Below are 15,461 nucleotides of genomic sequence, written 5' to 3' on the forward strand. Positions count from 1 at the left end.
AATAGTTTTCATTGGCAAAAAAAAAGAATTGCTTTATTACCCCTCTTTGTATGATGCTATACGGTAATTCATTGCCAATATTATAACAAAAAATCATTGCAACAAAATATTATAAAAAATTGTATTATAAAAAATTAGGCCAATATTATCATGGTTTCCTTGCCACAAGATCGTATGAGACAGCTTGAAAAGCGCTTTGAAATAATTGAAAGCCAAATGACGACGAATCCAAATGCTGAAACATATGTTAAATTAGCTTCTGAATATGCAGAACTACAACCCGTTATTGCCTCTATACGCGCATTAAATGCTCTTTACGAAGAGATTACAGAATTAGAAACGATTATCAACGATAAACAAACAGATATAGAGATGCGTAATCTTGCCCAAGAAGAGCTACCATCGTTATATAAAAAAGTAGAGCAATTTGAAAAAGAACTCCAGATTCTGCTTTTGCCTAAAGATGTTGCTGATGAAAAAAACGCTATTGTTGAAATTCGTGCAGGAACGGGTGGATCAGAAGCAGCACTTTTTTCCGGTGATCTTTTCCGCATGTATGAACGTTATGCCCATGCTCACCATTGGAAAGTAGAAGTTATTTCACTTAGTGAGGGGGAAGTTGGCGGATATAAAGAGATTATTGCTACCATTTCAGGAAAAGGTGTCTTTTCTAAATTGAAATATGAATCAGGGGTTCATCGTGTGCAACGCATCCCTGAAACAGAAACAGGTGGACGTATCCATACATCTGCTGCTACCGTTGCTGTGCTTCCAGAAGCTGAAGATATTGATATTGATATTCGTCCTGAAGATATTCGTATCGACACAATGCGTGCATCCGGAGCAGGAGGACAGCATGTTAATACAACGGATTCAGCTGTTCGTATCACGCATATTCCAACAGGAATTATGGTCGTACAAGCAGAAAAATCACAACATCAAAACCGAGCAAGAGCCCTTCAAATTTTACGGGCACGCTTATTCGATATCGAACGACAAAAAGCGGAAAGTGAACGTTCAGCTTCTCGTAAAAGCCAAGTTGGTTCTGGTGATCGCTCAGAACGTATTCGTACCTATAATTTTCCACAAGGACGTGTCACGGATCACCGTATTAATCTAACCTTGTATAAGCTTGATCGCATTCTAGAGGGAGATCTTGATGAGCTTCTTCATGCACTCATCTCAGATCATCAAACAACACTGCTGATGGAAATGGATAATAATTGAGCAAATATTCTTTCAAGAATGTCATCCAACAAATGCAAGAAAAATTGCGCACGAAAGGAATTGCTGAAGCCGATCTCGATGCGAAAATACTCGTTGAATGGATAACAGGAATAAATGCTGCTGAAAGAATTTCTAAACCAGATATGCATCTATCTTCTGAGCATATTATACAAATAGAACAAGCTTTACAACGACGTATTGCAGGCGAACCCGTTTACCGTATTATAGGAGCACGAGAATTTTATGGTATATCTTTTACATTGTCTCAAGAGACGTTAGAACCTCGCCCTGATACAGAAACGCTGATAGATCTTGTTCTCCCTTTTCTCCAAAAACAGGTCGAAAATTCGAGAAAAACAACATTCCTTGATATGGGAACAGGAAGTGGCGCCATTGCTATTGCACTCCTTAAACAAATTCCCCAATCCTATGCGGTGGCAGTCGATATTTCTGAAGATGCCCTTAGAACAGCAAAAAAAAATGCAAAAAATGCTGAAGTAGCACACCGCTTCACACCTCTTCTTAGCGACTGGTTTGATTCTGTCGCAGATCGCTTTGATTTTATTGTTTCCAATCCACCTTATATTCCCGCAAAAGATATCAAAAAACTTGCAAAAGAAGTGCGCTTACATGACCCATTGCGCGCTCTGATAGGAGGAGAAGATGGACTTGATTTTTATCGAAAACTCGCCCATGAAGCAGCCAACTACTTAAAAGAAAACGGCTATATCGCTGTTGAAATTGGTTTCTCTCAAGAAAATGAAGTCTGCAATTTGTTCGAAAAAAATGGTTTTCAATGTTTAGAAGTGCGCAAAGATCTAAGTGGAATACCCCGCGCACTTCTATTTGCATGCAAACATTAAAATTCCCAATCATCATCCGTGGTAGCAACCGCCTTGCCGATGACATAAGAAGAACCTGCCCCTGAAAAAAAGTCGTGATTTTCGTCAGAGTTTGGTGATAAAGCTGCCAAAATAGCGGGATTAACACGACAAACCTCAGGGGGGAAAAGAGCTTCAAAACCTAAATTCATTAAAGCCTTGTTTGCATTATAATGAAGAAAAATTTTAACATCTTCTGTCAATCCAAGCGCATCATAAAGATCTTCAGTATATTTGCACTCAATGTTATAAAGATCAAAGAGCAGGTTAAAAGCAAAATCTTTAATTTCTTGTCTTTTGGCTTCATCAAGCTTTGCAAAGCCCAATTGGAATTTATAACCTATATAATAACCATGGACTGCTTCATCACGAATGATTAGTCGAATGAGGTCTGCTGTATTGGTCAACTTAGCGCGACTGGCCCAATACATGGGCAAATAAAAACCAGAATAAAATAAAAAGCTTTCCAGCAAAGTCGAAGCAATTTTTTTCTTAAGTGGATCATTTGCTTCATAACGCTCAAGTACTAATCTAGCCTTTTTCTGCAAATGAATATTTTCTTCTGACCATCTAAACGCGTCATCAACTTCTACCGTCGAACAAAGGGTTGAAAAAATAGAGGAATAAGAACGTGCATGAACCGCTTCCATGAAGGCAATATTCGTCAAAACTGCCTCCTCATGCTCTGTTATCGCATCAGCCAGAAGCGAAATGGCTCCTACAGTGTTTTGAATTGTATCTAAAAGCGTTAGTCCTGTAAAAACACGAATTGTCAATTTACGTTCTTCATCCGTTAAGCTTGACCATGAGGGAATGTCATTGGAAAGTGGAACCTTCTCAGGTAACCAAAAATTCCCAGTTAAGCGATTCCATACTTCAAGATCCTTCTCATCATGTAATCTATTCCAATTAACAGCGCACACAACAGGATTTTTGGTTGTAATCTTTGTCATATGATGATCTCCTATAAACTGCAAGAAACACAGCCATCAACTTCCGTTCCACTTAATGCTACTTGCCGTAACCGTACATAGTAAATACTCTTGATACCCTTTTTCCAAGCATAAATTTGTGCGCGGTTAATATCACGTGTGGTCGCTGTATCAGGAAAAAATAATGTTAATGAAAGACCTTGATCAACATGCTGTGTTGCAGCAGCATAGGTATCTATAATTTTTTCAGGGCCAATCTCATAAGCATCTTGGTAAAAATTCAAATTCGTATTATCCATATAAGGAGCGGGATAATAAACGCGTCCAATTTTTCCCTCTTTGCGAATTTCAATTTTTGAAGCAATTGGATGAATAGAAGAAGTGGCATGATTAATATAGGAAATAGATCCCGTAGGTGGAACTGCCTGCAAATTGCGGTTATAAAGCCCATACTCAATAACTAATTTTTTGAGTTCCTGCCAATCCTTTTGATCTGGGATAACAATATTATTCCGTGCAAAAAGCTCTTGCACAAGCGCAAATTGCGGTTTCCATTCTTTTTCAATATATTTTTCGAAAAAACTTCCATCTGCATAAGCTGATTTTTCAAACCCTGCAAACATTTCTTGACGTTCGTGCGCAATTAAATTGGAAGCCCGTATGGCATGATATGTCACAATATAAAAATAGATATTGGTAAAATCAATCGCTTCTGGAGACCCATAATAGATCTGCTCACGCGCTAGAAACCCATGCAAATTCATTTGTCCCAAACCAATCGCATGACTTTCAGCATTGCCTTTCGCAATGGAAGGCACACAGGCAATATTGCTCATATCCGAAACAGCAGTAAGAGCACGAACAGCAGATTCCACGGTCTGTCCAAAATCAGGACTTTCCATTGCTTTGGCAATATTCATGGATCCAAGATTACAGGATATATCACTTCCAATCGTGCGATAAGTTAAATCTGTCTCCAGTTCACTCGCCTCACTCACCTGCAAAATTTCTGAACATAAATTGCTCATACTTATGCGCCCAGCTATCGGATTCGATCGATTAGCAGTATCCTCAAATAAAATATAGGGATAACCGGACTCAAATTGAATTTCCGCTAATGTCTGGAAAAAAACGCGTGCACTTATTTTCTTTTTACGAATCTTTGCATTATCAACAAAAGAACGATAATGCTCCGTTAAAGAAATATCGCTAAAAGGCTTACCTGTCACACGCTCGATATCATACGATGAGAAGAGATACATATCCTCATTATTCCGTGCAAGCTCAAAAGTAATATCAGGAATAACGACACCAAGCGAAAGCGTTTTAATTCTAACTTTTTCATCAGCATTTTCACGCTTTGTATCCAAAAATTTCATAATATCTAAATGATGAGCATGCAAATAAACAGCTCCAGCCCCCTGTCGTGCCCCAAGCTGATTGGCATAAGAAAAAGAATCTTCCAAGAGTTTCATCACCGGTAAAACACCTGAGGACTGATTTTCTATTTGCTTAATTGGTGCCCCTGCTTCCCGCAAATTCGTTAAACAAAGCGCCACACCTCCACCACGTTTTGAAAGCTGCAAAGCCGAATTAACCGCACGACCTATCGATTCCATATTATCTTCAACACGTAGCAAAAAACACGAAACCAATTCACCTCGTTGTTTTTTCCCAGCATTTAAAAATGTCGGTGTTGCCGGTTGAAAACGTCCTGTAATAATTTCATCCACAAAATTTTCAGCAAGAGCTTTATTCCCTTGTGCCAAATATAAAGCTACAAGACAGACGCGATCTTCATAACGTTCAAGATAACGTTTCCCATCAAAAGTCTTCAGTGTATAGCTGGTATAATACTTAAATGCGCCTAAAAAGGTAGGAAAACGAAACTTAAATGCATAAGCACGTTTAAAAAGTTTTTTAATAAAAGAAAAATCATAAAGCTCAAATAAAGCTTTTTCATAATAACCTTCTTCTATTAAGTAATCTATTTTTTCCTTCAGGTTATGAAAAAAAACTGTATTTTGATTAACATGCTGAAGAAAATATTGCCGTGCGGCAAGCCGATCCATATCAAATTGAATATGACCATTTTCATCATAAAGATTAAGCATTGCATTCAGCGCATGATAATCAGTAATCTGATCCGATTTCTGCGATTGTCCTATACCAATTGTTTCCAAAATATTTCCAATCCCTTTTTTACATAAATAACGTCTTCATCAGTTCCACGCAGCTCAAAACGATAAAGGCAAGGTACACAACATTTTTCAGCAATAATTTTACTTGCTAAATTATAATAGCGACCAAAATTACGATTCCCACCGCCAATAACACCACAAATTAATTTTCGGTTCTCAGCTTCATTAAGAAACTGGACAACGGCTTTCGGCACTGCCCCTCTTCCTTCACCATCTGCATATGTAGGAACAACCAGTACATAAGGTTCACCAACCAATGCAGAAGGCTTTCTTTTATCAATTTTGAAGAGTCGTTGACCAAGCTGCGAGACAAAATGCTGTGTATTACCCGTTGCACTCGAATAATAAACAATAAGCCCCATTAAGCACAAAGACCACTAATCATATCTGGTCTAAAACCAGACCAATGATTTTCACCACAAACAACGACAGGAACCTGACGATACCCCAGAGATTGAACAAAACTGTATGCTTGTTCATCACAGGAAATATCAACAACACGATAATGAATGCCTTTTGCATCAAAAGCGCGGCGTGTAGCATCACATTGGACACAAGATGGTTTACTATAAATAGTGATCGACATTTTCTTCAACTTTCACAATTCCAAACAATCAACCCTCAAAGGTCAATCTAATAATTTTATAGGTACTCAAGAATAACAAAAAATAGAAATTGTACGCAAAGCATGTGGTTATTTTTCAAATAGTACACAGCTTCCTGAATATAACAGAATTCCTCATCAAATAACTTCAAAGACTATGATGAGAATAAGAGATTATTCTACAACTTAAATGGCAAAGTCCCCTAGTTATAAAACAATCTTTTGCTTGCATTACAATTCCCTCCTGCTGTCTAAAAAACTAACGTTCTAAACTACCGTTTTCCAAGAGCTCTGTTTTACTCTTTTACGGCAAAAATCAATTACAAAAATGAAAGGGAATCCTTCCAAAAGAGATCCTTCAGCAAAAATACTGCTATACCCTTGGTCAATAAACTCTTTACAATAATGGAAATAACTTAGATACCAAACGAAACACACTAACACCCTCTCTTGTGCTTATTTAGAATCACCAATCATTTTGATACTATATATAGTATATACTCTCTCTCTTTCGTCAAGGTGAATTCAATTATTATTTTTAATTTTCCACGATCTTCCCACTAAAATTTTCAGTACTCAAAACTATGTAATAATATAACATTTTGTTGACAAACGTTATATTATTACATAGTTTCCAAAATAATAAGCAACGATGGTAAAAAATATGGATCTGCTCTTCAATAAGACAACATTAGGCTATAGGAATAGAATAGCAATAAAGAACTTTTCAGCAAAGTTAAAAGCTGGTTCATTGGTCGCAATAACAGGTGATAATGGCGCTGGAAAATCGACACTGCTAAAAGCCATCGCCGGATTGATTAAACCTCTTAAGGGAAAAATTATAAAACAAAAAAAAAGTCGCATTGCTTATCTTGCTCAGCAATGTGATATAGATCAAACATTTCCAATTGATGTGAAAACGCTTGTAAAAACAGGACTGTGGTCTTTTTGTGGATTATGGAAAAATCAGCGCCCTTATGATTCTAAGATTCAAAATGCGCTTAAAATGGTTGGGCTTACAGAACTCGCACCCCGTTCACTTGAAACATTATCAGGCGGGCAATTACAACGCGCTCTTTTTGCGCGTATCATTGTGCAAGATGCCAATATTATTTTGCTTGATGAACCTTTCAATGGTGTAGATCATAGTACCCAAAAAGACCTTCTTGCACTGATCACATACTGGCAACAGCAAGGACGCACAATTCTCACCGCACTCCATAACCCTCTCATCGTGCAAGAATTTTTCCCCCAAATGATTCAAATTGATCAACAAAACGCCTTTTATGGAGAAACAACACAGTTTTTAAACAACACCATTCATCACGTTATGCCACCTCTCTCATCCAATTCTTTCCCTGTTAGCGCACAAAAACAAAATCTTCCCATCAATGATCCTCTCTTTCTTAGGTTATAAGACGTGTATGCATTTTTTCTTGCCCCCTTTGTTGATTTCCAATTTATGCAAAACGCCCTTATCGGTTCTATTTTCCTGTCTATTAGCGCTTGTCCTGTTGGTGTGTTTTTGATGCTCCGTGGAATGAGCTTGACAGGAGATGCTATCTCTCATGCCATTCTTCCTGGTGTTGCAACTGCTTTTCTGATTTGTGGTTTTTCCCTCATATCTATGACACTTGGTGGCATCTTCGCTGGTCTTATTGTTGCTTTAGCAACCATTTTGATTTCACGAAACAGCTTTCAGAAAGAAGATGCATCCATGACCGTCTTTTATCTTATTGCACTCGCGGCAGGTGTCATTATTATCTCACTGAAAGACTCAACAATTGAGCTGCTTCATCTCTTATTCGGATCGGTTCTTGCACTTGATGCACAAGCCCTTTGGTTAATCGCTACTATAATGCTGATTACACTATGCAGCCTTTGTATTTTTTGGCGTGCACTCGTTTTAGAAAGCTTTGACCCCCTCTTTTTTAAATCACTCTCTCCATTGAGTAAATATATTCATATTTCATTGCTTGGACTTGTGGTGTTGAATCTGGTTGGAGGCTTTCAATCACTAGGAACATTACTCTCCGTTGGCATTATGATGATTCCAGCCATTACAGCCCGTTTTTGGTTTTCACGGCTAGGCCCTATTTGCGCGCTTTCCACTCTTTTTGGAATCATTTCTAGCGTATGTGGTCTTCTGCTTTCTTTTCATCTTTCACTTCCCTCCGGCCCTGCTATCATCATTGCCGCAGGATTTATTTATCTTGTTTCCTGTTTGATAAGTCCACGTGGCTTTATTGTAACATGGTTTCCCCACCTCTTTTATACCTCCTCACTTTAAGGAAAAAAATGTGCCTAAGTTTGCTCAAAAATTTGCTCTTCTTGGAGCTTTATTGCTTGCCCTTTCTCCATTTTCTGCTTCTGCACACAATAAAATCAAAGTTGTTGCGAGCTTTTCTATTCTCGCAGATCTCGTCAAAAATGTAGGAGACAACCATATCTCTATGACCACTTTTGTAGGTCCCAATGCGAATACCCACACTTATGAACCTACCCCCCATGATGCTCAAGCTCTTAGAAATGCTCAAATTATTTTCATCAACGGGCTTCATTTAGAAGGATTTATTGATCGCCTCATTACAGCAAGTGGTACAAAAGCACTTCTTGTCGAAGTTAGCGCTAACATTCCTTCCCTCAAAATGAAAAATCAAGAACATAATGCCCATCACCACCACAGCGTTATTGATCCACACGCTTGGCAAACCATTCCCAATGTCAAAATCTATGTGAAGAATATCGCTGCTGCTTTTTGTAAAATCGATCCACAATCCTGCACCAGCTACAAAAAAAATGCCGAAACCTACATTCAAAAACTTAAAATAGCACAAGATACCCTGAAAACAAAAATTGCTACCATTCCTAAAGATAAACGTATCATTATCACATCTCATGACGCCTTTGGCTATTTTGCCAAGGAATATGGTTTTACTATCCTTGCCCCTCAAAGTGCTTCAACAGAAGCTGAAGCATCCGCAGCCGATGTTGCTAAACTTATCAAACAAATTAAAGCGAATAAAGCAGCTGCACTATTCGTTGAAAATATCTCTAATCCCCGTCTCATAAAACAGATTGCAAAAGAAACAGGTTTAACAATTGGTGGAACACTTTATTCTGATGCATTGTCAAACAAAAATGGTCCAGCAGCAACTTATCTCGATATGATGGAACATAATGTGAATACCATCATTGATGCCATCACAAAACATTAAGATCTTCTACAAAAGAGATAAAAAAGAGTTCATAAAATCATAAGTCTATGATTATATTACTAATGATGCCCAACATCTATAATTGATAACATTGATATGAAATAAAGTGACTTTTACAGAGAAATTTATATTCTATAGATTCTAAGATAGATAAAGTAAGTGGATTTATTACCTCATGGTACCCAAACCATTAGCAGTAGCATTCTACTTTTCAATGATTCTTTTACAATAACTCTCGACACTTGAAACGATTCATAAGAAGCATTTGGTGTTTCTTTCTTAAAATATTTTTATCTATCCAACTCCATTTATAACATGCAAGTGGGATTAGCGTATGAATAAAAACCACTTGAAGAAAAAATGCCTCTTCTAAAGAGTCTCAACACAATAATTGTTGCAATGTTGGAGACTGAAAGAGAGTATGATGATGTCCCCAGCTTGCACTTTTATAAGCATAAAGATGGCGATACACTGTGGATTTTATGTTATACCACTCATAAAAGACTGCGTGAAAAAATAGTTGGAACAACCTTGCAAGATATTTTTTAAAACAAGTGCGTGAATTGGCAACCCAATAGCCTTCTGTTTAGGTATTCTGTTTTGTATGAGAGGTGCAACTCTATTCAAAGAACGTAATAAAAAAATGTGCTCAGCAATGCGTAATCTCCATTATGTAAGAGACATTGGCTCAGATTTTTTTTTGAAAATCGCAATACTAAATTAAAAGATGAGGCTAAGGATAGAAACTATTTTTTATCTTGATGCTTTCATATTCTCCCTAAATTAAGCTGTCTCCTCATTTTAGAAATTACATAAGAAGACAAGCTTATTCCACTCTGACATACAAAAACTGAATACAGCACCGAACCGTCTTCATATTTGTCTCAAACATACTGCTGTATAAAGTTTAGGTTGATTTATAAGCAACAAAAAAGCACGCGCTTTATAAGAAAGTAATATCATAAAACCATTAATAGACTGGCAATATATTGAAAAAATATACCAGATTTTATAAAATGCTTTGCAAAACAATAATATAACTGTCTTTGTCTCTGCTGATTCTTATAGGTGTTCGCACCAATCCCTTATGTTATATTCATAAAGATCTGTTTTAGGATGATCTATAGGCAATTTTTAACTCAAGAATATAGAAAGATCGATGAGATGTTACAGATGTGTTTCATCTGCTTTTATCGTTAACAGTAATGAAAATTCTAAAACAAGCACGCCTTCTATCTCTCAGTAATTTTTTTGCAACTTATCAGATACCCTCGCTGAGAATTGCATAGTGATTTACATGAGAAAAAATAAACTTGTAGCATGCGCGCATAGGTTTCTCTCTAATTTATGTGATTGGTAGAAAAAACAAATGCTTCTTATAGGAGCTCTGAAACCATTTTAGATCATATGGTCAGCGGTAAAATAGAATGCGCCTATTCTCGTACAGACTATTTAGAACAGCGTCGTATTTTGTGGATCAAATAGACTTCTTATGTTAGGGATCAAAGCTAAGATATGGGGTGCATCCTCCCTTATCTGTGACGCATTTTTTCTCTCTATTTCTCTCATTTACTTTTTATAAGATACATAAATTATTACATCAAGAAACATATGATAATATGTTGTTTTTTATAATGAAAATGATGTTTGAAAATAATATTCTTCTTACAGACCGTGAAACCGCAAAATTTTTTCATATAAATGTTTTGACATTCTCAGCGCCATGGGACAATGGATCATTACCAAAACTATTAAAATTTTGTTTTTAATCCCGCCGGTTACAACCTGATTTTGTAAATGTAATCGAGAAAGTCAAAAAGCAACATTATCATGACGCAGCATAAAAGAGAGTCGTGTCACATCAATTAATGCTTACTTATTATTTGTGCGCTTTCCTGTGTTTTTATTAAAAGTATGAAAATTCTGATGAGCGACAGTGAAACTTAGTTTTTGACCATATTCGTATGTCAAGCGTTCTTTTATTTCAATCGTAAAGATGATATCATTCCAACGCGTTAAAACATGGCAACCCGTTCCAATAGGCTTGATAAGCTCAATTTTTGTGTGAAAGACTGGTCCTTTATCTGGATGTTCGCCCAATAAGATTATTTCAGGTCTGAATGCTAAAAGATCAGTTTCTTCGCCATAAGTAAATGAATGCCCTAAATGTTGTTCTAAGACATGGCGATCAAGAAAATTCATAGGAGGAGAACCAATAAAATCAGCAACAAATGTTGTTACTGGAGTATCGTAAATTTCCATTGGTGTTCCAATTTGCTCGATAGCTCCTTTATTCAAAACGACTATTCTATCAGCTAATGTCATAGCTTCTAGTTGATCATGGGTAACATAGAGGCTCGTTGTTCCTAATGAACGCTGTAGTGTTTTTATTTCAATACACATTTGCGCCCGTAATTTTGCATCAAGATTTGAAAGAGGTTCATCAAAGAGAAAAACACGGGGTTGACGTACAATCACACGCCCCATTGCAACACGCTGACGTTGTCCTCCTGATAATTGTCGTGGTTTACGATCAAGAAATGGTTCTATCTCCAAAAGCTTTGCAGCATGTGCGATACGTTTTTTAATTTCTTCTTTAGGGGTTTTACGATTTTTAAGACCATATTCTAAATTTCCACGAACTGTCATATGGGGATAAAGGGCATAATTTTGAAAAACCATAGCGATATCACGATCAGCTGGTTCACGATCATTGATACATTCGTTATCAATGCATAATTCACCTGAGGTAACTTGTTCAAGTCCTGCTATAATACGTAATAAAGTCGATTTTCCGCACCCTGAAGGACCGACAAGAACAAGAAGTTCTTTATCGGCAACAGTTAAGTTTAAATCATCAATGACCAGAATGCCGTTGTCATACTGTTTTTTTATATTTGATAACTGGATTATGGCCACAATTACTTCTCCGTTTCAATAAGGCCTTTGATAAAAAGCCGCTGCATGAAGATAACAACAAGAACAGGGGGAACCATGGCAACAACCGATACTGCCATGAGTATATTCCATTGAGGATCATGTTGAAGTGATTCGACAATAAGCTGTTTTAAAATAATAAGGATCGTTTGATGATTTTGATCCGTTGTGATGATAAGAGGCCAGAGATATTGTATCCATCCATAAATGAACATAATGATAAATAAAGCAGCGATATTGCTTTTACTAAGAGGAAGAAGGATATCCTTAAAAAATTTAACTGGACCTGCACCATCAACACGTGCCGCCTCTAAGAGTTCATCTGGAACAGTCAAAAAAAACTGGCGAAATAAAAATGTAGCGGTTGCAGATGCAATAAGTGGAATAATCATTCCACTATAGGTGTTAACCATCCCCAATTTTGCAACAATCTCATAGGTTGGAAGAATACGAACTTCGACAGGGAGCATCAATGTAACAAAAATAAGAACAAAAGCAGTTTTTCGGAAGGGAAAGCGCATGTAAATAATTGCATAAGCAGACAAAAGTGAAATAATAATTTTTCCAATACTAATCCCAAGAGCCATAATGAATGAATTCATTAAGAGTGGCCAGAGGTTGGGCAAACCTAGCCGTGCAAGGCCATCACCAAAGATTGTTTTATAATTTTCCAGAGCGTATTTCCCAGGCAAAAGAGGAAGTGTTCCTGAGTTAAATGCTGCTGAACTATGAGTTGATGCAATGATAGCAACATAAACTGGAAAGCAAATAATGATAATACCAACAATGAGAGTAATATGGGTTAGAAATTTCAAAACAGGGCGATTTTCAACCATAATTTGTTTCCTAATATTGTACACGGCGCTCAATCCAGCGAAACTGGATAAACGTTAAGACAATAACCATCAACATCAATATTGTTGATTGTGCTGCTGATGCACCGATTATTTGATTTCTAAAGCCATCGTCATATACTTTATAGACGAGGATGCTCGTTGCACGCGCAGGACCTCCAGAAGTTGTATTATCAATAATACCAAAAGTATCAAACATAACATAATTGACATTGACAATAAGAAGGAAAAACGTCGTTGGTGAAATTTGCGGGAAGACCACTGTCCAAAATCGTTTAAAAGGACCAGCACCATCAATGGCGGCTGCTTCTATTTGAGAACGCGGAACAGACTGAAGACCTGTAAGAAAAAAGAGAAAATTGTAAGAAATTTGTTTCCAACTAGCCGCAATGACAATAAGAATCATTGCTTGAGTGCCATTAATACGATAATTCCATAGCACTCCTATTTTCTCGAGAAGAAAAGGCATAATTCCGATAGTGGGATGAAAGATAAACAGCCATAATATACCTGCCAATACTGGAGCAACAGCATAGGGCCAAAGCAAAAGCATTGTATAAGCCTTTTTTGCACGGATGACACGATCAACACAGACAGCTAAGAGAAGTGATATTGTCATTGAAGCGACAGTAACTGAGATGGAAAATACTGCGGTTGTAAGAAGCGATTGCCGATAAGTAGGATCAGAAAGAACGGTTAGATAATTCTCAAAACCAATAAAGGTTGTTGTAAAGCCAAAAGGGTCTTCACGCTCAAAAGATGATTTTATTGCTTGAGCAGCAGGCCAAAAGAAAAACAAAAAAGTCACAAAAAGCTGAGGAAAAAGCAGTCCGTAAGAAAGTAGATTATTTTTAAAATATGCATGTTTTTCTTGCATTCGTAGGGCTCTTTAAATGTAGAGACTTTAAAAAGGTAAACAAAAAGGACTCAACTGTTTTTGTTGAGTCTTTAATGTTTAACAATAAAACGAAATTAATGATTAGATCTTTCAAATTCACGCAAGAGTTTATTTCCACGTTCAACGGTCTCATCTAAACCATCTTTCGGCGTTTTTGAACCACTAAGAACAGCTTCCAACTCTTGATCAAGAATGGCACGGATTTGTGGTAAATTACCAAATCTTATCCCTTTTGAGTTAACTGTTGGTGGATTAAGATTAATCTGTTTGATAGCTATATCCGCACCTGGCGTTTTTTCATAGAAATGTTGTTTTTTACTCAATTCATAAGTTGCTTTTGTGGTTGGGAGATAACCTGTCTCCTGATGCCATTTTGCTTGATTTTCTGTTTTCGAAAGAAATTTAAGAAAAGCGGCTGCCCCTGCATATTCCTTTGGGGTATGGCCCTTAAACGCCCAAATAGAAGCTCCCCCAATAACTGAATTTTGTGGTGCTCCTTCTGTATCCTTATAGTACGGTAGCATACCAACCCCCACATTAAACTGAGCTTCAGAAACAATTCCAGCATGTGATCCTGAAGATTGCATAAAAATTGCACAATTTTGTGCCATAAACATTGGTGTTGAATCTAATGCACCTGCTGGACCACCATAGCGGAAAATACCTTGATCAGACCACTTTTTCAGGTCAGTCCACATACGCACTTGTAAAGGTCCATTAAATGTAAGTTCTGAATCAAGTCCTTTAAAGCCATTTTCCTTCGTTCCAAACGGAACATTATGCAACGCTGAAAAATTTTCTATACCAATCCATTGAGCGGCATAAGCCATTGTAAAACCACAAGTTGCTGCTTTAGTCTCAAGAATTTTTTTGGAAAAGTTTTCTATATCTTGCCACGTTTTAGGAGGCTGTTCTGGATCAAGCCCTGCTTTTTTAAAGATATCTTTGTTATAATAAAGGATGGGTGTTGAAATATTGAATGGCATAGAAACCATACGCCCCTGTTCATCGGAGTAATAACCACTAATAGCAGGGAAATAATCTGTAGGATCAAATTCTTGTTTTGTATCAGCCATAAGTTGATAAAATGGGTAGATTGCGCCTTTTGCAGCCATCATAGTTCCAGTACCAACGTCATAAATTTGGGCAAGTACTGGCTGTTTCTTTCCACGAAATGCTGCAATAAGTGAAATCAACCCCTCTTCATATTCACCGCGATATGAAGAAACAACTTTATACTCAGATTGACTTGCATTAAAATCGTTAATGAGACTTTCAGTTTGCTTTCCTAATTCACCACTCATAGAATGCCAAAAGCTGATTTTTGTCTGCGCAAAACTTGCTGTTATTCCCGCTGTGGACATTATGATAGCAACCGTGGCCGCTATGGAAAGATAAAAACGACTCATGGTTCACCCTTTCTGAAGTGATGGAATACAAACTACCCCTAAATTTATAGTATTACACATGAACATGCTATGACAGTTTTATTTCAGAAACATATTCTCTCATTTAAACAGGAACCACCAAAAGGTCAAATGAATTTGTTTAAATTTATTCATTTTCTTTTATAAGCATTCTTATGTATTAACGAAGAGACAAATAAAACTTTTCTTAAAATTAAAAATCATTTTGAGCGCTTAATAGTCTCTTTCCCTGTAACAAGATCACGCCCCTCACGCAAAACAAAATGACAATGTATGACCAAT

At 37.0% G+C, this 15,461-nt stretch carries 13 protein-coding genes and 1 pseudogene; 6 read left to right on the forward strand and 8 right to left on the reverse strand.

All coding sequences use genetic code 11. From position 1 onward, the window contains the following. Positions 1-150: 150 nt before the first annotated feature. Positions 151-1,227, forward strand: coding sequence for a peptide chain release factor 1 (gene prfA, locus ACFIK3_RS04675; RefSeq protein WP_375631085.1), 1,077 nt, complete (start codon positions 151-153; stop codon positions 1,225-1,227). Next, complete coding sequence (prmC, locus tag ACFIK3_RS04680) at positions 1,224-2,090, forward strand: peptide chain release factor N(5)-glutamine methyltransferase (RefSeq protein ID WP_273790605.1); 867 nt, start codon at positions 1,224-1,226, stop codon at positions 2,088-2,090. Before prfA ends, prmC begins: the two co-directional genes overlap by 4 nt. Here prmC and nrdF read toward each other — a convergent pair. From nrdF to nrdH, 4 genes are read right to left on the reverse strand one after another with little or no spacing between them, the layout of a single operon-like run. Continuing rightward, a complete protein-coding gene (gene nrdF, locus ACFIK3_RS04685; RefSeq protein WP_273722534.1) occupies positions 2,087-3,061 on the reverse strand; it encodes a class 1b ribonucleoside-diphosphate reductase subunit beta in 975 nt (324 codons plus the stop codon). The genes prmC and nrdF overlap by 4 nt on opposite strands. A gap of 11 nt (positions 3,062-3,072) precedes the next feature. After that, a complete protein-coding gene (gene nrdE / locus ACFIK3_RS04690; protein WP_273790606.1) occupies positions 3,073-5,223 on the reverse strand; it encodes a class 1b ribonucleoside-diphosphate reductase subunit alpha in 2,151 nt (716 codons plus the stop codon). After that, a complete protein-coding gene (gene nrdI, locus ACFIK3_RS04695; protein WP_273790607.1) occupies positions 5,205-5,603 on the reverse strand; it encodes a class Ib ribonucleoside-diphosphate reductase assembly flavoprotein NrdI in 399 nt (132 codons plus the stop codon). Before nrdI ends, nrdE begins: the two co-directional genes overlap by 19 nt. After that, a complete protein-coding gene (gene nrdH, locus ACFIK3_RS04700) occupies positions 5,603-5,827 on the reverse strand; it encodes a glutaredoxin-like protein NrdH (protein ID WP_005774163.1) in 225 nt (74 codons plus the stop codon). Before nrdH ends, nrdI begins: the two co-directional genes overlap by 1 nt. Before the next feature lie 682 nt (positions 5,828-6,509). On the opposite strand from nrdH, the gene ACFIK3_RS04705 reads away from it, so the two are divergent. The 4 genes and pseudogenes from ACFIK3_RS04705 to ACFIK3_RS04720 all read left to right on the forward strand — a co-directional run bounded on the left by ACFIK3_RS04705 (position 6,510) and on the right by ACFIK3_RS04720 (position 10,907). Beyond that, positions 6,510-7,262 (forward strand): ABC transporter ATP-binding protein, encoded by a 753-nt coding sequence (locus ACFIK3_RS04705; RefSeq protein ID WP_273790609.1) that lies wholly within the window; start codon positions 6,510-6,512, stop codon positions 7,260-7,262. Positions 7,263-7,265: 3 nt separating this feature from the next. Next, complete coding sequence (locus ACFIK3_RS04710) at positions 7,266-8,135, forward strand: metal ABC transporter permease (RefSeq protein ID WP_375631086.1); 870 nt, start codon at positions 7,266-7,268, stop codon at positions 8,133-8,135. Positions 8,136-8,145: 10 nt separating this feature from the next. Beyond that, positions 8,146-9,063, forward strand: coding sequence for a metal ABC transporter solute-binding protein, Zn/Mn family (locus ACFIK3_RS04715; RefSeq protein WP_375631087.1), 918 nt, complete (start codon positions 8,146-8,148; stop codon positions 9,061-9,063). 1,643 nt (positions 9,064-10,706) lie between these two features. After that, positions 10,707-10,907 (forward strand): annotated as a pseudogene (locus ACFIK3_RS04720) (DNA-binding protein). Positions 10,908-10,935: 28 nt separating this feature from the next. Here the strand turns inward: ACFIK3_RS04720 and ACFIK3_RS04725 are convergent. The 4 genes from ACFIK3_RS04725 to ugpB all read right to left on the reverse strand — a co-directional run bounded on the left by ACFIK3_RS04725 (position 10,936) and on the right by ugpB (position 15,161). Beyond that, entirely contained in the window at positions 10,936-11,982 is a 1,047-nt protein-coding gene (locus ACFIK3_RS04725) for a sn-glycerol-3-phosphate import ATP-binding protein UgpC (protein ID WP_375676325.1), read from the reverse strand. A 2-nt stretch (positions 11,983-11,984) separates the two neighbouring features. Beyond that, complete coding sequence (ugpE, locus tag ACFIK3_RS04730; RefSeq protein ID WP_375637593.1) at positions 11,985-12,836, reverse strand: sn-glycerol-3-phosphate ABC transporter permease UgpE; 852 nt, start codon at positions 12,834-12,836, stop codon at positions 11,985-11,987. Positions 12,837-12,846: 10 nt separating this feature from the next. Next, on the reverse strand, positions 12,847-13,731 hold the full coding sequence (gene ugpA / locus ACFIK3_RS04735) for a sn-glycerol-3-phosphate ABC transporter permease UgpA (protein WP_375643385.1): 885 nt from the start codon (positions 13,729-13,731) through the stop codon (positions 12,847-12,849). 95 nt (positions 13,732-13,826) lie between these two features. Then, positions 13,827-15,161, reverse strand: coding sequence for a sn-glycerol-3-phosphate ABC transporter substrate-binding protein UgpB (gene ugpB / locus ACFIK3_RS04740; RefSeq protein ID WP_375663560.1), 1,335 nt, complete (start codon positions 15,159-15,161; stop codon positions 13,827-13,829). Positions 15,162-15,461 lie beyond the last annotated feature (300 nt).

The organism is Bartonella sp. CB10SXKL (assembly GCF_042195515.1).
Lineage (GTDB): Bacteria > Pseudomonadota > Alphaproteobacteria > Rhizobiales > Rhizobiaceae > Bartonella.